The 25066-nt window shown below is 39.3% G+C and carries 16 protein-coding genes; all 16 read right to left on the reverse strand.

The annotated features are described in order from the left end of the window. Positions 1–9: 9 nt before the first annotated feature. Positions 10–8883, reverse strand: coding sequence for an MBG domain-containing protein (locus tag DWY31_RS11290; RefSeq protein ID WP_118520607.1), 8874 nt, complete (start codon positions 8881–8883; stop codon positions 10–12). Further along, on the reverse strand, positions 8861–9940 hold the full coding sequence (locus DWY31_RS11295) for a hypothetical protein (protein ID WP_118520609.1): 1080 nt from the start codon (positions 9938–9940) through the stop codon (positions 8861–8863). Before DWY31_RS11295 ends, DWY31_RS11290 begins: the two co-directional genes overlap by 23 nt. Before the next feature lie 297 nt (positions 9941–10237). Continuing rightward, a complete protein-coding gene (locus DWY31_RS13955) occupies positions 10238–10393 on the reverse strand; it encodes a hypothetical protein (RefSeq protein ID WP_021859627.1) in 156 nt (51 codons plus the stop codon). A gap of 202 nt (positions 10394–10595) precedes the next feature. After that, on the reverse strand, positions 10596–13061 hold the full coding sequence (locus DWY31_RS11300) for a leucine-rich repeat protein (protein WP_118520611.1): 2466 nt from the start codon (positions 13059–13061) through the stop codon (positions 10596–10598). A 99-nt stretch (positions 13062–13160) separates the two neighbouring features. Next, the gene (locus DWY31_RS11305; RefSeq protein ID WP_158575514.1) at positions 13161–13805 is read right to left on the reverse strand and encodes a GDSL-type esterase/lipase family protein; all 645 of its coding nucleotides are present in this window, start codon (positions 13803–13805) and stop codon (positions 13161–13163) included. Then, positions 13783–14775: a helix-turn-helix transcriptional regulator gene (locus tag DWY31_RS11310; protein ID WP_118520615.1), complete on the reverse strand. Its 993-nt coding sequence runs from the start codon at positions 14773–14775 to the stop codon at positions 13783–13785. The genes DWY31_RS11305 and DWY31_RS11310 overlap by 23 nt, the downstream gene beginning before the upstream one ends. A gap of 35 nt (positions 14776–14810) precedes the next feature. Beyond that, positions 14811–15305: a hypothetical protein gene (locus DWY31_RS11315; protein ID WP_243059847.1), complete on the reverse strand. Its 495-nt coding sequence runs from the start codon at positions 15303–15305 to the stop codon at positions 14811–14813. Between the two features lie 99 nt (positions 15306–15404). Next, a complete protein-coding gene (locus DWY31_RS11320; RefSeq protein ID WP_118288267.1) occupies positions 15405–16331 on the reverse strand; it encodes a site-specific integrase in 927 nt (308 codons plus the stop codon). 65 nt (positions 16332–16396) lie between these two features. Continuing rightward, entirely contained in the window at positions 16397–19372 is a 2976-nt protein-coding gene (locus DWY31_RS11325; protein ID WP_118520617.1) for a type I restriction endonuclease subunit R, read from the reverse strand. Positions 19373–19438: 66 nt separating this feature from the next. Next, a complete protein-coding gene (locus DWY31_RS11330) occupies positions 19439–19969 on the reverse strand; it encodes a restriction endonuclease subunit S (RefSeq protein ID WP_118520619.1) in 531 nt (176 codons plus the stop codon). Positions 19970–20008: 39 nt separating this feature from the next. Further along, entirely contained in the window at positions 20009–20551 is a 543-nt protein-coding gene (locus DWY31_RS11335; protein WP_118520621.1) for a restriction endonuclease subunit S, read from the reverse strand. 67 nt (positions 20552–20618) lie between these two features. Next, positions 20619–21101 (reverse strand): NADAR family protein, encoded by a 483-nt coding sequence (locus tag DWY31_RS11340; RefSeq protein ID WP_118520623.1) that lies wholly within the window; start codon positions 21099–21101, stop codon positions 20619–20621. After that, positions 21101–21517 carry a hypothetical protein gene (locus DWY31_RS11345; RefSeq protein WP_186855653.1) on the reverse strand — a complete coding sequence of 139 codons (417 nt, stop codon included), beginning with the start codon at positions 21515–21517 and terminating at the stop codon, positions 21101–21103. Before DWY31_RS11345 ends, DWY31_RS11340 begins: the two co-directional genes overlap by 1 nt. A gap of 11 nt (positions 21518–21528) precedes the next feature. Continuing rightward, a complete protein-coding gene (locus DWY31_RS11350; RefSeq protein ID WP_118288260.1) occupies positions 21529–22176 on the reverse strand; it encodes a DUF3990 domain-containing protein in 648 nt (215 codons plus the stop codon). 16 nt (positions 22177–22192) lie between these two features. Next, positions 22193–23449 carry a restriction endonuclease subunit S gene (locus tag DWY31_RS11355; protein WP_158575515.1) on the reverse strand — a complete coding sequence of 419 codons (1257 nt, stop codon included), beginning with the start codon at positions 23447–23449 and terminating at the stop codon, positions 22193–22195. Between the two features lie 5 nt (positions 23450–23454). Next, the gene (locus DWY31_RS11360) at positions 23455–25053 is read right to left on the reverse strand and encodes a type I restriction-modification system subunit M (protein WP_118520627.1); all 1599 of its coding nucleotides are present in this window, start codon (positions 25051–25053) and stop codon (positions 23455–23457) included. Positions 25054–25066 lie beyond the last annotated feature (13 nt).

Below are 25066 nucleotides of genomic sequence, written 5' to 3' on the forward strand. Positions count from 1 at the left end.
CTACATTTTCTACTGTTGCTTCTGCTCTTTCGTCGTTGGAAGTCCTCTCTTTGCAAGTTCGGTATCAAGTTCCTCTCTCACTTCGAATAACTTCTTCTGACGTTTTTTCAGGTTATGTGTAAAGAATCCATACAGGATTGCTGTTAACAACATAATCAGGAAATGGAGTACACAACACTTATGGTCATCCAATTTCTGGTTTCCAAGTGGTACATTGTTATCGCCTGCATTTACTAACTCACGAACCTTCGCGCCTGTTTCCTGTACTGCTCTTGCGATTCTTGAAGGTACGTTTCTTACAGAAGTTACAACTCTCTGAACAACATTTTTGTTCTGTGGTGTCGGGTTTGCCGGCGTATTCTGCGTATTCGGTGGTGTTACCGGTGCCGCTGTAATTGTCAGCTTACCTTCTACCTTCTTAATGTTGTAGTTTGCTGCTTTTGTTCCATTCTTCAATGTGTAAGTAAATGTATTCTTGCTGGTTCCGGTATTGGTCCGTGTTCCGGTTACATTGTATGTAGCTCCTTCACCCTTCGCAAATCCTTCTCCGCTTACAGTTACTTTCTTGTTTGTCAGTGCTTTACCATCATATACTTTATTCTGGGATGCACTTGTCATGATCACTGTACGTTTTTCGATGGTTAATGTTCCATCTACAATGACGAATTTCACTTTGCTGAAGTTCTTATTCGTATTCTTGAAGTCGCCTGCTTTCACTTCCATATTGTAAGTTCCGGCATTTGTTCCTTTGACTGTTGCGTCTCCGCTGAATGTAAAGTCTTTCTTTGTGTAAAGCTTGTTGCTGATATTTGTTACATCATAGCCTTTTACAGTATGTTCTTTACCATCGTATTTAGCAGTGCCACTCTTCTCTGTAATTGTTACGACTACTTCATCTGCATTTTCTGTTACGGTCAGTTTACCGTTTACAGTCTTGATGTTGTAGTTGTCTTTGTTTGTACCTTTGTTCAGTTCGTATGTAAATGTGTTATCACTTGAACCTACTTCTGTCTGGCTTCCGGTTACGTTGTATGTTGCTCCGTCATTTCCAACAAAGCCTTCTGCTGTTACATTTTTATTTTCCAGTGCTGTTCCGTCATATGCTTTGCTGTCACTTGTACTTGTCAGTGTAACGTCACGTTTGTCGATCGTCAGTGTTCCGTCGATGATCTCGAAAGATACATTACTGAAGTTCTTGTTAATGTTCTTGAAATCTCCCGGTTTCAACTCCATGTTATAAGTTCCGGCGTTTGTTCCCTTCACAGTTGCATCGCCGTTAAACTCGAAGTCTTTCTCTGCATACGGAAGTTTGCTGCTGATATTTTCAACAGTGTAACCGGTTACGGTCTTCTCTGTTCCGTCGTATGTCTCTTTTCCACTGTTTTCTTTGATCGTAACTACAACTTTCTGGTCAGATGGTGTTACTTCGAGTTCACCATTTACAGTCTTAATATTGTAGTTATCCGGATTTGTTCCTTTCTTCAGTTCGTATGTAAATGTGTTATCACTCTTACCTACTTCTGTCTGACTTCCGGTTACGTTGTATGTTGCTCCGTCGTTTCCAACAAAGCCTTCTGCTGTTACTTCATCTTTTGTCAGTGCCTTACCGTCATACATCTTTGTTGCGGATGCAGAAGTCAGGGTGACATCTTTCTTGTCGATCTTCAGTGTGCCGTCTTTGATGATAAATTCGACATTGCTGAAGTTTGCATTGTTGTTAGCAAAATCTTTTGCTGTAAGTTCCATATCATAAGTTCCGGCATCTGTTCCCTTCACTGTATCCTTACCACTGAATGAGAAATCATTTTCAGAGTACAATTTATTGCTGATGCTTTCTACTTCATATCCTTTTACGGTCTTCTCTGTTCCGTCATAAGTGAACTTACCGCTGTTCTCCTGGATAGTTACTGTAACTTTGTCTGTTACCGGTGTTACTTCCAGAGTTCCTTCTACCTTTGTGATCGCATAATTCTTTGCAAGTGTTCCACTCTTAAGTGTATAACCAAATGTGTTCTTGCTTGTTCCCACAACGGTCTGTGTTCCGGTTACATTGTAGTCTGCTCCGTCGTTTCCAACGAATCCTTCGTTCTCACCTCTGCTTGCAACAACTTCTTCCTTCGTTAATGCTTTACCGTCATAGACTTTCTTCGCATCTGCTGATGTCAGTGTTACTGGTCTAGGTGTGATCTTGTACTCTTTTGTAACCGTTCCTGTGTAGTTACCTTTTCCTTTGATTGTTACTTTAATTGTTGATACATTCGTAAAGTTATCTTTGTCATAACTTACTTCGTAATCGGTTCCTTCTTTCAAGACATTTCCATCTTTGTCTTTTACTTCCGGCGCCCATTTGTGTGCTTCGCCATCGTAAATGTGATCGGATGGATCATTGATCGTAATGCCTTTGTAAGAATCTGGATTTTCCGGATCCGGATCTGGTGTAATGCTCTGTGGTGTTACTATCAGAGTTCCTTCTACTTTCGTGATCGTGTAGTTGCCGGCTTTTGTTCCATCGTTCAGTTTATAGTCGAACTTGTTCTTGCTGCTTCCGACTGCAGTCTGAGTTCCGGTTACATCATAAGATGCGCCTTCACCTTCCACAAATCCTTCATCTGTTACATTTTTATTTGTCAGTGCCTTGCCGTCGTAAACTTTCTTATCGGATGCAGAAGTCATTGTAACTTCTCTCTTCGCGATATCAAGTTTTCCGTCTTTCACTACAAATTTTACATTTTTAAAGTTCTTATTGCCATTTGTGAAGTCTGTTTCCTTAAGACCCATCTCGTAAGATCCGGCGTCTGTCTTCTTCACTTCGGCTTTTCCGCTGAACTGAATATCGGCTTCTGTATATTTCTTCTTATTTGTATTACTAATATCTGTAACCTTATATCCTGCTGCGGTTTTCTCTGTTCCATCGTAAGTATCGGAAACTGTATTACCAACAATCGTTACAACTACTGTATTCTCATCCGGTGTTACTGTCAGTTTTCCTTCTACCTTTGTGATGGTGTAGTTTTCTTTCTTTGTATTTGTGTTCAGAGTGTAAGTAAATGTGTTATCACTTGTACCTACTTCTGTCTGGCTTCCGGTTACATCATAAGATGCGCCTTCACCTTCCACAAATCCTTCATCTGTACCCTTGCTCTCTGTAACTTTCTTATTTGTCAGCGGATCGCCATCGTACGCTTTGCTGTCTGTTGCAGATGTCAATGTTACCGGTCTCGGTGTGATCTGATATTTCTTCGTGATCGTTCCTTTATAATCGCCTTTTCCGGTAATGGTTACTGTAATTGTCGTCACGTCTTTGAAATTATCTTTGTCGTAACTTACTTCGTAATCCGTTCCATCTGTCAGAGCTTTTCCATCTGCACCTTTTACTGTCGGGTTCCATTTATGATTCTTTCCGTCATATACATGATCAGATGGATCATCTACAGTGATACCTTTGTAAGATGGATCTGGATTTTCCGGATCCGGTCCCGGTGTAATGCTCTGTTCTGTAACAGTTAATGTACCAGGTACTTTTGTAAAGTTGTAGTTATCTTCGTTACCGGTCAGCTTCTTGATCGTGAAGTTGTTCTTGCTGCTTCCGACTTTTGTCTGGCTTCCGGTTACGTCATATGTTGCTCCTTCACCTGCTGCAAATCCGTCACCGCTTACTGTCACTTCGTCATTTGTCAGTGCAGTTCCGTCGTAAACTTTCTTATCTGTTGCAGATGTCAATGTTACATCTCTCTTTGTAATTGTAAGCTTTCCGTCTGTAACTACGAATGTTACTTTGCTGAAATTGTCATTTACATTAGAGAAATCTGCTGCGGTAAGTCCCATCGGGTACTTGCCTGCATTTGTCTTTGTTACTTCCGCTGTCGCTTTTGCAAAGTGAATATCGCTCACTCTGTAGAGACTGTTGCTGATACTTACAATCTCATAACCATTTACTGTCTTGGCTGTTCCATCGTATTTCGCAGTCTTTGTATTACCTTTGATCTGAACAACAACTTCTTTGTCATCACTTATTACAGTCAGTATACCTTCTTCTGTTGTAATCTCATAGTTCGCTGCTTTTGTGTTTGCATTTAACGTATAAGTAAATTTGTTTGCGCTGCTTCCGACAGTTGTCTGACTTCCGGTTACATCATATGTTGCACCCTCGCCATTTACAAATCCCTCATTCTTGCCTGTGCTTGCTGTTACATTTTTATTTGTAAGAGGCTGTCCGTCATATACCTTCTGATCACTTGCGGAAGTTAATTTTACTTTACGTTTTGTAATCTTGTAAGTCTTTGTTACAGTTCCTTTATAGTTGCCCTGTCCGGTAATCGTTACCGTAATTGTCTGGACATCTTTGAAGTTCTTGTCTTCTGTACCATACTTATAACTTACTGTGTAATCTCTTCCTTCTGTCAGCGCCTTATCGTCAGCATCTTTGACTGTCGGACTCCACTTATGTTCCTTTCCGTCATATACATAATCGGATGGATCATTGATTGTAATTCCCTTGTAAGAATCCGGGTTGTCCGGATCTGGTGTAATACTCTGCGGTGTAACTGTCAGCGTTCCAACAGACGTTGTAATCGTGTAGTTACCTGCTTTTGTATTCTTGTTAAGCTCATAAGTAAATGTATTATCGCTGCTTCCGACTGCTGTCTGGCTTCCGGTTACATCGTATGTTGCACCTTCGCCGTCTACAAATTCATCACCGCCAACAGTAATGTCTTTACTTGTCAGAGCAGTTCCGTCATATACTTTGCTTGCTGTTGCAGATCCTAAAGTAACTGTTCTCTTCTCAATTGTAAGACTTCCGTCTGTAACTACAAATGTTACTTTTTCGAAATCTGTACTGTTATTTGCAAAGTCAGACTCTTTCAGTCCCATCAGATATGTTCCGGCATCTTTCTTCGTAACGTTATCTGTTCCCTTGAATGTGAAATCAGATGCGTGATACTTCTTATTATTAATGCTTACGTCATATCCTTCTGCTGTGTGATCTTTGCCATCATATTTTGCACTGTTTGTATGACCTGTGATCGTTACAACAACTTCGTTCTTATCCTTGGTAACTGTAAGTGTTCCTTTTACAACTGTAATGTTGTAGTTGTCTTTCTTCGTGTTGTCTTTCAGTGTGTAAGTAAATTCATTGTCGCTGCTTCCGGCTTTTGTCTGGCTTCCGGTTACGTTGTATTTTGCACCTTCGCCCTCGACAAATCCGTCTCCGCTTACTGTTACTTTATCTTTTGTTAATGGTGTTCCGTCATATACTTTCTCAGCTGATCCGGATGTTAAAGTAACATCTCTCTTGCTGATGATCAACTGACCATCTTCCACAACAAATTCTACATTTGAGAAATTGTCGTTGATATTTGTAAAGTCTGTTGCCTTTACATTCATATCGTATGTTCCGGCATCCGTTCCTTTGACTTCTGCTGTTCCGCTGAATGTAAAGTCATCTTTGCTGTACAGATTGTTACTGATGCTCTTCACTGTATATCCGGAATCTGTATGTCCGTTACCGTCATACTTCGCATTCTTGTCATTTCCTTTGATTGTTACTGTAACTTTATCTGTTATCGGTATAACTTTCAAAGTACCAGGTGTTTCCGTGATATTGTAGTTCTTAGCTTTTGTATTATCCTTCAGCGTGTAAGTAAATGCGTTTGGTTTTTCACCTACATTTGTAATGGTTCCGGTTACATTATATGTCGCACCTTCGCCATCGACAAATCCATCGCCGCCAACTGTCACGCCATCTTTGGTTAATGCTGTTCCGTCATATACCTTCTTAGCATCCGCAGTTTTTAACGTAACGTTTCTCTTCGTAATTGTGAGATTTCCATCTTTAACTACGAATTTCACTTTGCTGAAGTTTGCGCTGGTATTTGTGAAATCGGATGCTTTCAGCTCCATTGCATAATCGCCGGCATCCGTTCCTTTTGCTTTTGCTGATTCTTTGCTGAATGTGAAATCATTTGTTGTATACAGACCTGTGCTTGTTCTTACATCATAACCTGTTACGGACTGCTCTTTACCGTTATACATCTTAGAATCTGTATGTCCGGTAATGTAAACAGTTACTTCCTGTTTCTCATTCTTTGTAACAGTTAATTTACCTTCTGTCTTTGTAATGTCGTAGTTTTCAAGGTTTGTTCCGTCTTTGGCAATGTAAGTAAAGCTGTTTGCGCTGCTTCCGACTGCTGTCTGTGCTCCGGTTACTGTATAAGTAACGCCTTCGTCACCGACAAATCCGTCTTCACCGCCAACTGTAATCTCATTGCTTGTAAGTGGTTCACCATCATACTCTTTGGAAGCATCCGCAGATGTTAATGTAACTTTACGTTTCTCAATTGTGAGTTTACCATCTACAATTACAAAAGTTACATTTTCAAATCTGTCATTGATGTTTTCAAAATCGTCTGGTGTCAGGTTCATATCATAAGAACCTGCATTTTTCCCTTTAACTGTAGCCTTTGCACTATTTTTAATCTGGAAATCTTCTTCTGTATATACGTCGGTGTTTTCTCCGCCACGCTTAATACTTTCAACAGTATAGCCTGAAACAGATTTTTCTGTTCCGTCGTATGTCTCTTTTCCACTGTTTTCTTTGATAGTAACAACAATTTCCTGTGCATTCTTTGTTACAGTTAACTGACCAGGCTCCTTTGTAATCTGATAGTTTTTAGCTTTTGTTTTATCATTTAACGTATACTCAAATGTATTATCACTTGTACCGACTTCTGTCTGACTTCCGGTTACATTATATTTATCAATACCTTCGCCGGATACAAATTCTCCACTAACAATCTCTACATTATGATTTGTTAATGGTTTCTTATCATATGCTTTGCTGTCAGATGCTGATTTTAATGTAATCTGACGAGGATTGATTGTAAGACTTCCATCTACTACTTCATATGTTACATTTGTAAAGTTCGCATTCTTATTCTTGAACTGGGATGTCTTAAGTCCCATCGGATATGTAGCCGCATCCGTTCCGGCTGCTTCTGCTTTCCCGCTGAATGTGAAATCATTTGCTGTGTAAAGTGTATTACTGATTTCTGTTACATCATATCCTGTAACTGTATGCTCTGTTCCATCATAAGTTACTGCATTCTGATGTCCTGTAATCTTAACTTTTACTTCCGTTGTTACCGGAGTAACTTTGAGCGTACCATTTTTAGTGCTAATGTTATAGTTCTCTTCTTTTGTGTTTTCCTTCAGCTTGTAAGTAAATGCGTTTGGTTTTTCACCTACATTTGTAATGGTTCCGGTTACTTTATATGTCGCACCTTCGCCCTTAACAAATCCGTCTTCTCGGCTTACTGCTACGTCATGGTTTGTAAGCGGCTGTCCGTCGTAAACTTTCTCACCACTTGCAGATGTCAGTGTTACATTTCTCTTTGTGATCGTCAGTTTCTCTGTACCGGTTAATTCGCCAACCAAATCAGTGCTTGTTACGCGAACCTTCACAGTCGTACTTTCAGATACATTTGTTGCTGTAATCTTGCTGAGATCTGTTGTCCATGTGTCTGTGCCAGGAATCTGATATTCAATCTTAAGATTTCCAATATCCTTATTATCTTTTCCTTCTTTTGCAGCTACAGTTGCCTGTCCTGCCTGATGAGGCTGTCCGTCATATTTTTCTGTTACGTCTTTTGTTGTTAAGGTAACGTAAGCTTCAATATTTTTCGCTTTCCAGTTTGCCGTAAGTTTTACAGTGTTGCCCGGCATCTTGAAATGATCTCCACTATTAATAGTAGACACATCCAGTCCTTCAACTGTCCAGCCTGTAAATGTATAACCTTTACGAGTAGGTTCTGTTCTTACAACTACGTTTGTACCTTCATCGTGTTTTTCTGTTGCACTTGTTGAGCCGTCAGAAAAACTTCCGCCTGCCAGATCGTACATAACCTGATATCCGGCAACATATTTTGCATAGTAAGTAATTGATGTTGTAACCTTTGCCGGGAAGGCAGGCGCTGCCTCTGTAAGTTCCCGATTGGTATACCATCCGGAGAATGTATATGTTACACCATTAACTGTCTTTGTTGTCGGAAACCGCTGTGAAGTAACATCACCCGGTTTTGTTGTGGATGTTCCGTTGATCACATAGTTCTTGGAACCTAACATACTAAAGTTTGTACCGCCGGCATCATACAGATAGTATTTTACTGTCGCAACATTCTTACATCTGATATTTACATTACAGTCCAGATGCTTATCCGGATTTGTTCCATTATCTTTTGAAATCTTTGCCGGAACCAATGTAATCTCTTCTACATCATCTTTGGTGATAGTTACACCAAGCTGACTCTGAATAGAAGATTTATAATTGTTAAATATCTGAGTCCATGCATCTGAACCTCTCGTAACCACATTTGTTCCGTTCGGCCATGATACAACACGCTGATCGACGTTATCAAAACAGTTTTTTCCATTTGTCCATGTAGCATTCGTCACATTCACTGTAGCGTTTCCATATGCAGGTCCCCAGTTACCCTGATCATTGGAGTTCGCATCTTTTGTAGGATCTAACAGATAATAAACGATTGCTCTATCTGTTGATTCTGTATTTGTCACAACCTTGATCGTCTTTGTTGCAGTGATTGTAGTATCGTTGCTGCCCTGAACACTTGCTGTAACAGTAGCTGTTCCTTGACGTAAGCCGCTGACTGTTCCGTTGGAGTCAACTGTCAGGATCTGTTCGTTAGATGAACTCCACTGAACCTTGCCTGATGCATTGGAAGGTGTGAGACTAGCAGTAAGCTTTGTAGTCTTAAACTGTGTGACTTCATCTGCTCCGTTGATTGAGATACCAGTTGGTGATACGGCTGCAAGAACTTCGATATTGTACTTCTTTTCTTTTCTTTCAGCAAAAACCCCCCCAGCCACTCGTATACGTATCTGTGACCGTTGTACGTCCTGCTTTTAATCCTGTTATAGTAATGCTTATATCAGTATCTTTATTTAACCTAACTAAACTATTATCTTTGACAGTCCAGTTATGATCAGAATAATTATACTTGTCCACATCTCTCGAATCCAATGTGATTGTCTCACCAACACGGATTGTTCTGGTAGTATCTGTATCTGCTACTGTTGCAATCTTACCATTTTCAGATGCTGCAGATACGTTCTTATCCTCGTTCGCCTTCGAGTCTGACTCCCCATCGTCAGATGCATCAGCATCATCCTTCTTGTTGTCACCAGACTTGTTCACATCCGTTTTGGATTTGTCTGAATTAGTTTCTTCCTTATATAATACATGAAATGTCTTATCTGATTTTACATCAGCAATTTTGTATGTATAAACATTTCCATCCACCTTCTTCGGCTGGATCGTATTATTATTCTGGTCTGTTACTTTGTCCAGCTTGAAAGAATTCTTTACAGTGATCTCAAAATTAAAAGAGTCGCCTTCTTTTACTTCTTTCATATATTTGCTGTCTGCGTAAGCAACAGTCTCTTTCTTTCCGTCAGAGCCCCATGCTTTAATATCACCGCCATCCAGTTTGGATTTCTGGATTGTAGCTTTATAGGCTTTCTCCTCGGAATCTTTCTTTGTATCGCCGGAGCTTGCATCTGCTTTCTTTGCAGTGTCTGCTTTCTTTGCAGTGTCTGCTTTCTTTGCAGTGTCTGCTTTCTTTGCTGTCTGCTCCTGCTTTTTCTCAGTCTTTTCTGTAACCTGAGTCTTCTTGGAAGTGTCCGAAGTATTCTTATCTTCCTCCGTATTCACCTCCTGAACTTTGGCTTCTCCTGAGTCTTTTTTGTGTGCATTCGAAGCCGCCTCCTGCTGTGCTTTCTCCTCAGCAGAATCGTCCTGTTGCTGTGCTTCCGTTGTACTGTCCGATTCACTTGCACTCATATTGGTGCCAAGCTGATAGATTACATTCGAACTGACTAAAACTACAGCGAGAAGCATCGCCAACCAGCGTCTTGTCTTCTTCATACATGTTCCTCCTTACTTCTTTATCTATAAGTCTACATAAAATGTCTCTGTATACTTATTAAGACATTGGTTCCCGTCAAAAAGGGTCATTTTTTTATTATTTTTTTCATTTTTTCCTTAATATGATGATTAATAGCTCAGAAAGCATTATTACTAATTAAAAGACTTTTCTGTTCTATTCCTTTCACTTTCTTTCACTAAAAATTGACATTTTCTGCCTTATTGCATTTTTATCACCTAATATTAAAGAGCCCAGAATTAAATCCGGGACTCTTTATTCTCGCGGAAACACTTTTATTATACGCTAACTTTTTCTTTCTTCTTTTCCACTTCCTTTTCTTTATTCTTGGTACACTTTTTCTCTTCCGCTATTCCGTTTATCAGAAACCATATTCCCTGCCCCAATAATACAAAAGGTAATAACATCTGTGCAAAATTTGTTACATCCACCATTTTTCATTCTCTCCTTTGTTCCTTATTTTGGTAAAATATGCTCGTTTTCAATCGTTTTTCTAATTTATAATGTCTCCCAAATGTGTTTTTTTATCCTCTGAATGATACTTTTAGCTGAACATAGAAAAAGCGGGGGATAAAATCTATTTGAATAGCTTAGACTTTATACCTCGCTTTTATTTTTTTCTCTCTTATCTGATTCTTATCTGATCTTTTTCACTGCTGAAAACGAACCGTATATTTTCTTATTTCCTGATTTCTTTAATGCACGCACTTTGTAAGAACCATTCTTCGGCGCATTTTTATACTTGTAAGATGTCTTGCCTGTCGTTGTTACTTTCACCCATTTTTTATTCTTGTAACGATAAATTTCATAAGCAGTTGCGCCTTTCACTTTTTTCCACTGCAACAGAACGGTTTTTGAAGAACGTCTGCATTTTCCCCAGCTTACTTTTGCAAGAGAAGATCCTTTGACCGTTACTGTAAATGTCTTTGCAAGAGACGGTGCGGCTTGCGGCGCTACTTTAATCTTTGTCTTACCTGCTTTCAATCCGGTTACTTTTCCGGACGCTGACACTTTACATACGGACGGTGTATATACCGTATATTTCATTCCGCCTGCAACAAGCGGCACATTTACAAAGCTGTTAAATATACTGTAAGAAATGCTTCTGGACGTCCCTTTCTTCATGCTGAAAGAATATAGCGGATTGATATAAAACAGATTTCCGTCCTGCTCTTTCGTTACCTCTACGTTTACATTTGCACTCTTATTCTTATAAGAAGAAGCCGATGCTTTCTGCACTGTGGTCGTTGAAAAATTCTGTACCCAGTAATGCACGCCGTTTACGACAACTGCACCCACGCCGATTCCCGTATAAGCAGACGTAAGAATATTTTTCTTATGTCCCTGCGAATTCATCCATGAAGTCATGGCGCTCTTGCTGCTTGTCTGTCCGGCAGCAATATTCTCGCCCATCATAATATAACCCTGTTTGCTGTCATAACAAACCGTATTGAAATCTCTTCCTGACGGACGTGTATGGGAAAATGCAATCGCAAGTTCCGCTGCACGAAGCATAGAGCCCTTAATCATCCGCTTATCCATCGTAAGCGTATTAAGTCCTCTCTTGCTTCTCTCACTGTTTACTCTTTTTACAACATCAAATGCTGCACTGTAATCATATTTCACCTTGACCGGCAGTTTTTCCATCTTCATATAAGAGCCATCATCCATCTTTGCCAGGCCACTTATTCCGGTCATCACTGTGCCTGCCGGAAATGCTTCCGGTCCGATATAAGTGACAGAGGACGGAATCTTTACCTTTTTAATTCCGGTTCCGTAAAATGCTACCCGGTTAATCTTTTCCAGCGCTGATGGGAATGTCACTGATGTCAGTTTTCCACAATTTAAAAATGCCTGAAATGCGATCTCTTTTAATTTCTTTGGAAATATTATCTTTTCCAATGCAGAACATTCTCCGAAACATCCATTTAAAATCTGAGTCACATTGTCCGGAATTGTAATCTGCCGTAAAGATGTACAGTATGCAAATGCCAGACTATCCAGTGTATTTAATGTACTGCCAAGCGATACTTCTGTTAAAGAACTGCACTTATAAAACATTCTATAGGAAAGACTCTTAATTCCTTTTCCAATCGTCACCGCCTGAAGTTCCGTGCAGTCTTCACACAGATATAATCCAAGACTTGTTATGGAACCAGGCAAATTCAACGTTTTTATTTTTGCTCCGGCAAAAGCACCTTCATTAATCGCACTGACCGTCTTTGGAATTAGAATTTCGGAGACATTCGCATTGTTAAATGCATTTTCTCCGATCGTTTTTACGGAACCCGGGATTTGATAGGATTCAGCCTGTTTTCCCATCGGATATAGAACTAACGTTGTCTTCTTCGCCTCAAATAATACACCTTCTGAAGCACTGTATTTCGCATTTCCGGCTGCTACCTGAAATTCCTGTAATCCACTGCATCCATAAAATGCAAGTGATGATATATAGTTTACAGATGCCGGAAATGTCATCTGCGTCAATGCACAATTCTGGAATGCATAATCTCCGATCTGTTGCAGTTTTTTCGGAAGTACTAAATCAGCAAATGCACTGCAATCAGCAAATGCTGCTGTCGACAGTGTCGTCAATGACCCCGGTAATTCTGCACTTGTCAGTTCGCTACATCCGTAAAATGCCGCTTCCCCGATTTTCTTCAATGTTGACGGAAAATCAACTTCTGTCAAATTTGAGAAATTAGCAAACGCCTGTGTACCAATCTCTGTAATTCCATCCTGTAAAATAATTTTACGAGCCTTATTTTTATAAGCACTCAGCGGATAACTGGTGTCATAATTTCCGACAACTTTTCCTGTTCCGCTGACTGTCAGCGTCTGCGTGGTGTCATCCCAGTCATATGTCATGGAATCTACACCTGCTGCCCGCGCACGAACACCGGCAGCCTTGTTTTTCTTATCTTTCAACACATATTTCCCCGGTTTTTCTGTCTGTTTTCCGTTCTGATCCTTTGCAGAATCCTGCAACGTCACACTCTTACTCTCCACGCTGTCAGCAGCTACCACATTCACCGGCGCAAATACCGTGGACACCGCCACCGCAAACGCCAGGAGCACACCTTCTAATCGTTTCTTTTTCATTTGCTCTCCTCCATCCTACTGCAATGTATTTATAGATAACCTTTTATTATGAACTGTACCTTCTACTAATTTCATTATTTTCTTTACCGCATACATTTATTATATAATATCCAATTCAAAAGCCTCCGGCTCCGATATCAGCTTTTCCGCGAATTCCGCATGTCCTTCCTCAGACAAATGCACACCGTCATATAGAAGCGGCAGCTCCCATTTACCGCAATTTATGCATTTAATGCCAAGCTGCTCTGCTATTGCCCCGTACAATTCGCCAATCTTCTGTGATTCTGTCACAATCCGGTCATCCGAAACCCACGAGCCACGCTTCATCATCGGCGGGACAAGCAGACATAATTCTATCTTGCCCTCACTTACTTCCGGCGTTTCCTGTAATCTTTCCAGAAAATGCTTCATTTTCTCTGCAGTCTTTTCTGCCGATGGTTCTGCCGCATTCAGGATATCATTCGTCCCGAGCATAAGAAACAACCATATCGGTGCAGCTTTTTTTGCCCAGGATTTGATCTGTTTGCAAATAAAATCCATCTGTCCTGTCATCTCCGGAATACATCTTCCGCAGATTCCATGATTTTTCACTTTGTATTCTGTTCTGTCATCCAGAATTCCCGTCCATCTTATCTCTTTCGGAAATCTTCCTTCTGTACCCATGCGGGAATCATACCCGAAAGTGTTCGAATCCCCGTAACAAATGATCGTTCCTGCCATCTTACTCTCCATACTGCTCCACAAGCCTCTTAATCTCCTGCTTCATCTGTCCTGCCACTTCATCCGGTCCGATGATCTTAATACCCTCGCCAAGCGAGATCACCCAGCCAAGGAACTGCCTGCTGACATGCACCTGTACTTTCACAGAGAAATGCTCCTTATCCACCGGCACCATCATAATATCCTTGCCAAAGCGGTCAATCATAACGCCCGCCAGATGATTTTCCACCAGCATTTTCACATCCTGCTCTTTTCCACCGTACATCCCGAAACTCTTCTTCGCATAATCTGCCATGTCCAGCTTCTTAAAGTGATCTCTGCCCTCCCGACGCTCATCTATCATCCGAAGATTCAGCATCTTATCCACCCGGTAATGCTTGATCATCTGCGCATCTGAATCATAACCAACCAGATAATAGTTCTCATCATCCCAGGACAGACCCCACGGACTGATACGATAATATGCTCCACCATGGCGCAGTTCCATTTCCTTCTTCACATTCCACTGGAAATATTGAAAACAGATCTTTTTATTTTCGGAAATCGCATTATGGATCTCGTCTACAGTATAATAGATACTCTCATTCATCGTCTTGATCCGTCCGGAGACATATACCTGCCTCTGCAATTTCATGGCATCGTATCTGCTGACAAACGTCTCCAGTTTGCGAATCAGATCATTCGTCTTTCTTGCGGTAATGAATTTGGAAGACTGAATCGCATCCACCAGAAGCTTCAGCTCCGGCATCTCAAACGGGCGGTTCACCACATGATAGTGATAACGGTTTCCGACCTGTTCTCCCTCCACATCGATCCCAAATGTCTCCAGATCCCTGAGATCCGCGTAAATGCTCTTACGCTCCGCAGTGATATCGTATTCTTTCAGTGCCTCCATGATCTCCGGCATTGTAATATAATGCTCTTCGTCTGTCCGCTCCAGCATGATCTGCGCCAGACGATAGAGTTTGAATTTCTGATTCGTTCCTTTTGGCATTGCGTTCTCTCCCTTGATTCTTTTGTGAAAATGATTTAATCCGGCAACTTATCAGTCATAAAAGCCTCAAAAATATAATCCGGATTTTCACAATAAACGATACTGTTATAATCATCTATTTTATCACTGATAAATGAATGATACACCTCAAAAATTGCATCCACTTCATCTACATTTTTTACTTTCACTACCTGTTTAATCAATCTCTTATACACTCTTCCAATATCCCAGTGTGACGGAATATCATATTGACACGCTCCGACATTATCAAAATCGCCCGGCTCAATCTGGGATTCTTTCATTAACACTCTGCATACTTCTTCCAAATTACTGTTGCCATAAAAATCAGCTAACTCTCCGGCTCTTCCAATTCGTTCCTGCCCTAAAACATCCACGATCACACTTCTTTTATTCTTTGTTTTTCTCGCAATATAATCGATTAGTGCACATATATAAAACAATTTCTTATCTTCTTCACTTTCATCCGCATAAAATGGACCTGTTATCTCAATCATATCTTTTCGTATCATTTCCCTATAATGCTCTTTTGGCTCCTTCTGGTTATACTCCGGTTCTTCCTCTTTCAAGGACGTTCCATAAAATCAGCGTAAGTATTTCTACTTTAATTTTTACAATCCAGATAATGTTCGCATTACCAGATCTACATCTTTGTTTTCAAGTTCCTGAATAATGTGTAAATACGTTTTCTGTGTTGTTGTCATGCTGGCATGTCCAAGTCTTCGAGCAACACTCGCTATTGAAACACCTGCAAATAGCAATAGCGAGGCATGGGTGTGTCTTAAGCCATGAATCGAAATCTCCGATATCCCGCATTCTCTGCAATGTCTGGTTAATGCATCATTCACTGTAGAATTATATATTTTCGATTCGCCTACAAAGATTGGCTGATCTTCCGGCAGTCCTTTAATCAACTCTGAAAATTTTACAACAATCTGCCAGTCAATCTGGATTTTTCTAACCGAAGATTTATTCTTTGTTGGCAGGAAACCACCTTCGCCCTTGTAGTCCCATGTTTTACTGATAGATAATGTCTGTCTTGCAAAATCAAAATCTCCCGGCGTAATCGCAAGTGCTTCTGAAAAACGCATTCCTGTTTTCGCGACCAGTAAAATAAACCAGTCCCAATTCGGTTCTTCTTTGAGATCCAGATCAGAAATCAAAGTATGTAACTCAAATTGACTTAAATATTTAATCTTTTTGACTCTCGGCGTTTTCCCCTTAATGATTGCTTTTCTGGTTGGATCTCTTTCAATCAGACCATCGTCAACCGCATCTAAAATCGCTCCCTTTAACTGATGGTGAAAATCCAATGTTGTCTGGCGCTCGTGTTCTTTTGCGTATGCATTCAATAATTGCTGATATGCTGTTCTGTTCAGCTCCGCAACTTTTAACTCCGGCATAAGCTTCTCTACCCATCTCTGTGTCATACGGTATTTTGCCATAGTCGCTTCCCGGATTGCGCCTTTCTTGTAAATATCAATCCATTGCTGAAAATATTCACTGAAAAGCAATGTCCTGTTCATATCATTTATCATAAGCCTTTTCCTTTCCCGAAATAACTCACGCTGATATAAACATAAAACTACACCTTCACCTTGCTTTACAATGGATTAATTAAAGGCTTAATTTCGGTATCTAAGACCTCTTTTAATTCATCCATACACATCTTATAGTATTTGAACTTCGGAACCGCTTTTTCTGCATTTGCCTTATAACATGTATAATCAATTGTAGCTTTTATAACACCTTCATTCGGTATCTCATCGTTTCTGTAATGCATGGCTGCATACATAACATCATCAGGTTCCGCATACCACTTCTCACAAAAGTCAGAAATCCTGTTTTCAATGTATTTCTGCTTTGTTGTTTCTACTATGTTCAAAATCGAATGTCCTTTATACCTGTCTGCGTCCACTTCAATCTCTGAAACCAGATTTGACATAATATCTGCCATCTTCGGATTACCATTTCGTAATTCTTCTATATATTGCTTAACTTCATCTATCTGCTGCTGTCTTTCCTCTGGTGAAATATCCTCTTCATCTTCTCCCGGTGATACAATATTCTGAATCAAATTGATAATGTACTCATAATCAATTTTCGTATTACTGTATGCCATCAGCTCATACTCTGAATCTAAGTCTGACGTTTCCTCTTCATCTTCTCCGCCATCATTTCCTTCTTCTTTTTCTCTTTTTATCTCTTCTATTACATTTTTATAATGCGCTACATAATCTTCGTACTCTTCTTCTGTAATATCATATTCTTCCAACAGCTTGTCACTGTAATTTGAAAACGATTTAAGCTGTGCAAATAACCGGTCAAATGTCTGAAATATTTTTGCAAATACTTTCTTTTCAGCCAATGACATTCCCGGTATAGCTGTCGGCGCTCCTGCTGCAATACGAAGCGCTTTCAGCGCTGTACGGAATGCCTTTTCCACCTCGTCCCATTCTGCCAGAATAGAATCATTTGTACCACCTGCGGAATACAATTTTACTGCGTTATCTACACTCTCTTTGAAAAGCTTCGGAGCCTGAAATGTAACAATCTGTCCATATGTTTTATTCTTATCGAAAATACGATTTGTTCGCGAAAATGCCTGTATCAGATCATGCGGTCCCATAGGTTGTCTGTCAATAAACATCGTAGACATACAAGGGGCATCAAATCCTGTCAGCAATCGATCAACTACAATTACCAGATCCAATTGTTCATGTCGTCTCTTAAATTTAGGATCTTTTCTCGCAAGCCTTTTATTCAGATTGCCATTGTAAGACTGGATCTGTGCCAGATCAAATTTTGTCCCAAACATATTGTTATAATCATCCAACGATTTCTGCATCTTCTGCTGATTTACCTGTGAACCTTCTTCATTTTCCGTCACAGAATATGTAATTGCAAATTTCGGAAAATCAGGGAGTACCTGCCGGATCTTTTCATCAATCCGCAATGGAGTATTTCCTTCTTTTACTTTCGTTAATAATTCATAATACTTCTGCGCCAGAGGAATCGAACTTGTTGTCAGCAATGCCTCATACGTCTTACCTTTTCCATTCTGGAATCCCAATTTATGATAGGACTTGTTCAAAATCACATCCAGAACTTTTAACATATGTGCTTCATTATCATACAATTTACTATCTGTTTCATCAGACATCGTCTTCGGTCCATTATGCTCTACCTGAAAGCCAAGAACCGCATTATCATGGATTGCATTTTGTATCGTATATCTGTGTAAACGTTCTCCGTATAATTCGTCTGTTGTGCGCGGCAGATCACCCATCTTCGGATAAGGATTTTCTGAAAATCTTGGTGTTCCAGTGAAGCCATACCATAATGATTTTCCAAAAAATCTCTCCAGTTCTCTCTTCGTTCCCGGTGTAACTGCTCTGTGACACTCATCTACTACAAATGCAATCCTCAGATTTTTAATCTTGTTATATTCCGGCGTTCCTTCCTGCAATCTCTTTGTAATTAATCGTTGCAGCTTTTGGATGGTTGTAACGATTACCTGCCGGTCTTCTGATTTTAATTTTCTCTTCAAATCATTTACATTGTCTGTCTCATTTACGTCGATCAGATCATTGTTGGCATATGCCTGAAATGCCATTGTTGTCTGTGTATCCAGATCCTTTCGGTCAATTAAGAAAATCGTTTTATCCAAAGACGGAATGTCCATCAGCAGGTTACGGGTTGCCTTATACGAAGTCAACGTCTTACCTGAACCCGTTGTATGCCAGACATAACCAGACTTCCCTGTCTTGGAAGCCTCTCGTATTGCTTCAATCGCATGAATCTGATACGGCCGCAATAATATTAATCGTTTCGCATCTTCATCTAATACCGTATATCTCGCAATCATCTCATGCGCTTCCGGGATGCTCAGTACACTCTTTGCGAACTCAATATAATCAGATACCGGATTATTATCCTGATCCAGCCATCCACTGATGAATTTTTCATTTAATTCCGTGTCGCTTGCTGCAGAAAAATACTTTGTATTTACGCCATTGCTGATTACAAACATCTGTACCGCAGAGAAAATTCCAGTAAACTTCCCTTCTCCGATATATTTCTTAATCTGCCAGAATCCATCCATATAAGAATGCTGCTTATTCTTTAATTCTATATGAATCATCGGAAGTCCATTAATCATCAGCGTTACATCAAATCTGCGATTACGTCCGTCTTCCTCTGTCTTCAATGCACTGTATTGATTAATCACCTCATACACACTGCTTCCCCCTGCAATATGCTCGTGATTCATCACTACGAGATGTAATCTCTTCGTATCTCTCTGCACATGTACCTGAACCTTACCGTTCTCTCCAACAAGCCATTCTCCCGCTTTATAGAAGGATGAAAACTGCAACTGGTTCTTCACCTGTTCAAACTCGGTATCTGTTAAAGGCTCTCCATCCAAACGCTCCTTATTATTCTGTTCCAGAATATACCGGAAATTCGCCCATAAATCCTCTTCCGTCTTCAAATCCGGTCGATATGTCCACTGCGAATCTCCATATACCAGTTGTTCAATTAACTTTTGTTCTATCATTGACTCTAATTCAGGCATAATTTTTGTCTCCTTTGTGATTCTATGTATCTAATATACATTATTTATTTTATACTTACACTGATTTCAAGTGTTTTTTGACCCTTTTTTACGTTTGTCCTGCTTACGAAGGTGAAGAGTGATGAGATGGTCGAGGTTGCGGAAATAGTCCGCAATCACTTTCTGTTCTTCGTATTTTGGAACATCAACTACAAATTCCTGCATATCTGACGCAAGGATATGTTTTATGGTATTACCAGTAGTAATGTTTTCTATTTTCTTCTTGGCTTTATCAGTCTGATATTCATAATTTAAAAAATAAGGCTCGATTTCTTCTTTGGGATTTCTGAACATAATTAAGGCATGAGCCGCTGTATTGTCCAATTCTTCAGGGATTACAGCAGCATGTCCAACATGTCCAGACTGAACCATAACCATATCTCCGGTACGTAACCATTTATCTTTTTGCTTTTCATAGAATTCATCATTTATGAAAACCTCAGAGTTATGGTTTATCTGTCCATCTTTTACATTGTTAGATTCCAGATAAAAATGTCCTTGTTCTACATAGTATGGAGTAGCTGTTCCTACGAATGCATTTCCAATCGAACCATATATATCACTTAACTTACGCTGTTCCCAAACGTTTTTTGTTCTTCATCTACTCGTCATACACTTGCGTTGGTGAAGAGTGATGAGATTGTCAAGGAAATGAAAATAATTTCCAATCTTTGTCTGTTCTTCGTATTTAGGGAATGCCACCGGAATGATAGAAAGCGTAGGAAACTGCACTCTTTGTTTTTCTATCAGTGAACCCGTCGCATATGTGCGATATAAACGTATTGCCTGTGGACTTTTTAGCCATGTATTAATGTAATATGTATCATAATTCTCTTTGGCAACCATGGTGGTGTAATAACCCGAAACTGCAACACTTTTCGCCATTCCATTATATCCAACTGCTCCCAATGTCATATTCATTGGATTATATACAATATCTCCCGGGCGAACTTCTTTAAAATTATCATCTTTCTTTACAAGAAATTCTCTGTTATATCTATCAGATTTCTTTGTTAATCCATCTTCAACAGTTAAACTCCAAAGTTCTATTTCATCTTCCTTGGGATTTACTAAATTCGATGTCTGTTCGAACACATCTCCCAACTTACGCTGTTCCCACCCATCTATTTTAATTCGCAAAAACTTGCCTACTTACGCTTTATCGCAGTATGTAACACTATTATCACCTATATCACAATACATACGATTATTCTAAATTCAATCGCTCTCTCACCATCATCAGTGTATATCCAAGCAAATTTTCTCCTCTCCACTTGCTCTTGTCGTATCTATTTTCATCTTTCATAGACAATCCAATACCCCAGATTCGATCTTTCACTGCACATTCTGCTAATATCACATTCCCAGTATTTACAAGGTTATCTTTCAGCTCGTCATTCTGTGAAAACTTTGCAAGCAATCCTTCGTATACAATAACCTGTCTTACTCCATTCCAATAGTTTTCATCATAATCTTTTACTGCACGTCCTAACGCTTTGATCTCTGCTACATCTTTCGTGCCGAGTATCTGCTCTGCAATGCATTCATCTTGAAAACAAATTGCTTTCCGATACATCATAAACTGTTCCATGGACGAAAAATGAACACCATCAACTATAAAATTAGACGGATACCAATTACTTAAGTATCCGTTCTCTTCATCTGGATTGTGAAAGCAAATAATCTGCATTACACTTCACCTACTTTTTTTACTGCCAGATCCAGTTCCAGATCATGAAGCCCAGAATACGCCTTTTCCAAAAAGTCTACTGGAATCTTCTGAATAACTTCTGAACTCGGCATATTGTAATACCATTGATAATACGCATAAAACTCGCCAATCCAATCCGGCATAAAACCATCAAGACCTTTTCCAGCTTCCAATTTATACTGATCTGTTTTTTGAAAATAATTCCATAATTCCTTATAATCCATCGTATTTACATATGCCTGCGATTCATCAATACTTTTTCTTGTCTTACTTTTCATATAAAAGTTGATAAATTCTTCTGTATCTTTATCAGGAAAATTCTGCGCCACATAATCAAACAACTTTCCCTGATTTTCTACAACATCATTCAAATACTCTTCTGCATATGCCTTCATTGTCATCTCTCCTAAAATAATGTACTAAATACATTTGTTACTTTATTTGCATCAGAATCCACTAATTCTCGCATCTTTCGTCTTGCCGTTATATCACGTTCGTTATACTTTTGGCTATATTCCTTGTAATCAACCGGCAGTAACTTTTCTTCTACTTCCTGCAATTTAGAATATGCCCGCTCAGATTTAATACAATATTGAATGCCAAGACCGCCCAATGAAAGCAACTCCGGTAATATTTCAAGATCAATATTGTCTCTTACAAACTCTTTTGCGATATAAAAGTAAGAAGCGTTTGCTCTCCAACCTTTTATAACATCATAATCACTTGCATCCACACCATATTTTTCAATAAACTTTGCTGCCAACATACGATAACGCTTAGAATCTGCTGCATCTCTATGTTTCATCAATTCTGCAAGCCACGCCAACACATCTTTTTCTTGAAAATCTAATATTTTCAGACCTTCTGTGCCCAATTCATATTGATGAACCCAGCCATTTTTCTCATTCGGTCTGCAAACAGCCCATTCCTTAGCAAGATCTATATTGTCCGTTAAGTAAAATCCAATTCCATAATCATGTCTTTTCTCACCAAGTCCATATGTCGGAACTACAATTTTATCAGGTGTTCCATGAAATAAAGTTATTTTTCCCATTTTCTCGCCCTTTTCCTTAAACAAACATGTTTTGTAACATAAATTTCTTAACTTCTTTTAGTTCATCACACTTGCGCTGGTGAAGAGTGATGAGTCGATCAAGGTTTCCAAAATAGAGACCAATTTTTCTTTGCTCATCAATTTCCGATGGTAAAATTATTTTCAAATTTTGTTGAGCAGTGATTCCAATATATGGTCTTGTAGATTGTGCCGCTTTAGTTTTTAACTCTGTTTGGAAATCTAAAGAATTAAAAAAGGAATACAAATACTCTCTGTTTAACCGTTCTTCATTCTTAATTCTATAGTAAGTAACCTGAGGTGTTAACATTGCATATTCCGTCATCAAATTGCTTAAAATAGCTGTCTCACCAATAGTTGCCTTGTGTGTTAGTAAGACATCTCCATTTCGTGCAAATCCCTTATCAAGTCTTTCCGCTCTTTCTTTTGTGATATATTTGCATGAATAAATATTTACTTCTCCATTATGAATATCCGATGCCATCAAAAAAGGAATTCCAGACTCTACATACTCATCCGAAGTTGGATGTTTCTCTCCGTGATTTCCATCTAAAGGTGCTTCCAAAATTCCCTCTTTAACAACTTCTCCCAACTTACGCTGTTCCCAATCTTCCGTAAATCCTTCAAATCTTATCTGTGGAACTTTTTCACCATCTTGTGGAAACATTTTTTGAAGCATATATTTTTTTAATGTTTTTGTCTGCTCACACTTACGTTGGTGAAGGGTGATGAGATGATCAATACCCAATATCAAACCACCTATTTTTTCTTGTTCTGCCTCACTTGGAGTAAGAAAAGAATAGGCATTTAACTCATCTCTATTAATTTTCGGCATACCTGAACGTTTCGAAACAGATACCGAATATTTAAAGAAATCGTTTGTCTGTAACAACGAAAACAGGAACTTTTGTGTTAAACCATTTTTCCCATTAAACACATATGCATCCGCACTGGTAAGCCCATCAACACTGGCATAGAAGTATTTCCCAAGTTGAGGATTGATCTTTCCGTATACAACATCACCAGGTCTAAATCTAAATTTTCCACTAATAAGCTTTTCTTCCTTTACAGCCTTTACATTATCTAATATTCGACCAGTAAATGACTCTATATTTCCTGGAGCAATATGTGGCATATTATCATATTCACCCGACGTAGGATCTACCATTTCTGTAGAAATGTCTACAGTATCTATCCACTTACGCTGTTCCCAATCTTCTGTATACCCATTAAATCTAATCTTTGGTTTTGCCATATCCATCACCCCTCAATCTTTCCAATCAGGTCGTTCAGTGATGACATAATTGTCTCATCATTCGAAGTTAAATCCTTAAGAAGTGATAAAAACTCTCCCTGCACCTGTTCCAGTTCTTCATCTGTCTTCTTCATATCTGTTAAAAGTGCATTCAGATCTACATCTTCTTCTTTTTCAAAAGTATCTACATAACGCGGAATATTCAGGTTAAAATCATTCTTTTCGATATCTTCAAAGCTTGCAAGAAATGCCTCTTTTTCTACCGTCTCTCTATTGGAATATAACTCCAACACTTCATCGATATGGTCATCTGTCATGGCATTCTGTTTCTTTCCTTTTTCAAACTTCTTAGATGCATCTATAAAGAGGACATCTCTGCCATCTCTGTGCTTTTTCAATACGATAATACAAGTCGGAATAGATGTATTGTAAAAGAGATTTGCAGGCAAGCCAATAACTGCATAGATATTACCTGAGCGAAGTAATTTTTCTCTTATTTTCCCTTCTGCTGCCCCTCTGAACAACACACCATGAGGCAGTACAATCGCCATTGTTCCATTACTCTTCAAATGATACAATCCATGAAGCAAGAATGCATAATCTGCTTTTGACTTTGGTGCTAACACGCCATAGTCGCTGAATCTTTCATCCTGTAAGAAACCTGCTGCCGCACTCCATTTTGCTGAATACGGAGGATTCATAAGTACCATATGGAAATCTGTCTCTTCTCCGGTAGGCCAGTCTCCATCCAGAGTATCACCATTCCGAAGGTTCTGATTCTCCGGTGTGATACCATGTAAGAACATATTCATTCTTGCGAGATTGTAAGTTGAAGTATTCAACTCCTGTCCGTAGTATTTGATATATTCCGGCTCTTTCGCATATTTCTTTGCATTTAACAATAATGAGCCTGATCCCATACACGGATCATATACGGAAAGTCCTTTTCTGTCTTCCTGACCGGCGATCGCAATTTTCGTCAAGATCTTTGATACTGCCTGCGGTGTATAGAACTCTCCGGCTTTCTTTCCTGTCTCTGACGCAAACTGTCCAATCAGATATTCATATGCATTTCCAAGAATCTCTGCATCGGAATTTAACAAGTCTGCTTTGTCAATTTCTTTAATCAGATTTGCGATAGTGTCACTTTGCTTCTGATCTCCGTTTCCTAAACGATTGGAATACAGATCAATATCTGTAAAAAGGTCCGCAAATATTAGATCACTCTGTTCGATATTGTTGAATCCTTTCTGCAACTGTTCTCTGTTGAATGCATTATTTTTCGCTGCATCTGCAAAGCTGGTATAAGTTAAGTCCGGCTCAATAATGTAATGACATTCGTCTTTCAGTTCCTCTTTTAACTCTTCCGCACTCTCATCCTCTAATGCTTCTATATATGCATCTAATGCGGCTTTCATCGTCTCTGGTCTTTCATCATAAAGCAGATCATATACTTTGATCAAAAATGCATCTGACAAATATTTGTAAAATACAATTCCTAACAGATAATTTTTATATTCGTTTGCATCCATCTTTGAGCGGAGAATATCCGCTCCGCTCCATAACACACTGATTAAATCTTTACTGTTTTCTACTTCCGCCATCTATCTTTCCTCC

It is taken from the genome of Dorea sp. AF24-7LB (genome assembly GCF_003478575.1).
Taxonomy (GTDB): Bacteria; Bacillota; Clostridia; order Lachnospirales; family Lachnospiraceae; genus Dorea_D; species Dorea_D hominis.

Excerpts from the sequence above, each read along its gene's own strand:
- DWY31_RS11295 (WP_118520609.1), bottom strand. The coding sequence starts at position 9,940 with ATGAAGAAGACAAGACGCTGGTTGGCGATGCTTCTCGCTGTAGTTTTA.
- DWY31_RS13955 (WP_021859627.1), bottom strand. The coding sequence starts at position 10,393 with ATGGTGGATGTAACAAATTTTGCACAGATGTTATTACCTTTTGTATTA.
- DWY31_RS11300 (WP_118520611.1), bottom strand. The coding sequence starts at position 13,061 with ATGAAAAAGAAACGATTAGAAGGTGTGCTCCTGGCGTTTGCGGTGGCG.
- DWY31_RS11310 (WP_118520615.1), bottom strand. The coding sequence starts at position 14,775 with ATGCCAAAAGGAACGAATCAGAAATTCAAACTCTATCGTCTGGCGCAG.
- DWY31_RS11315 (WP_243059847.1), bottom strand. The coding sequence starts at position 15,305 with ATGATACGAAAAGATATGATTGAGATAACAGGTCCATTTTATGCGGAT.
- DWY31_RS11320 (WP_118288267.1), bottom strand. The coding sequence starts at position 16,331 with ATGATAAATGATATGAACAGGACATTGCTTTTCAGTGAATATTTTCAG.
- DWY31_RS11325 (WP_118520617.1), bottom strand. The coding sequence starts at position 19,372 with ATGCCTGAATTAGAGTCAATGATAGAACAAAAGTTAATTGAACAACTG.
- DWY31_RS11340 (WP_118520623.1), bottom strand. The coding sequence starts at position 21,101 with ATGCAGATTATTTGCTTTCACAATCCAGATGAAGAGAACGGATACTTA.
- DWY31_RS11345 (WP_186855653.1), bottom strand. The coding sequence starts at position 21,517 with ATGAAGGCATATGCAGAAGAGTATTTGAATGATGTTGTAGAAAATCAG.
- DWY31_RS11350 (WP_118288260.1), bottom strand. The coding sequence starts at position 22,176 with ATGGGAAAAATAACTTTATTTCATGGAACACCTGATAAAATTGTAGTT.
- DWY31_RS11355 (WP_158575515.1), bottom strand. The coding sequence starts at position 23,449 with ATGGCAAAACCAAAGATTAGATTTAATGGGTATACAGAAGATTGGGAA.
- DWY31_RS11360 (WP_118520627.1), bottom strand. The coding sequence starts at position 25,053 with ATGGCGGAAGTAGAAAACAGTAAAGATTTAATCAGTGTGTTATGGAGC.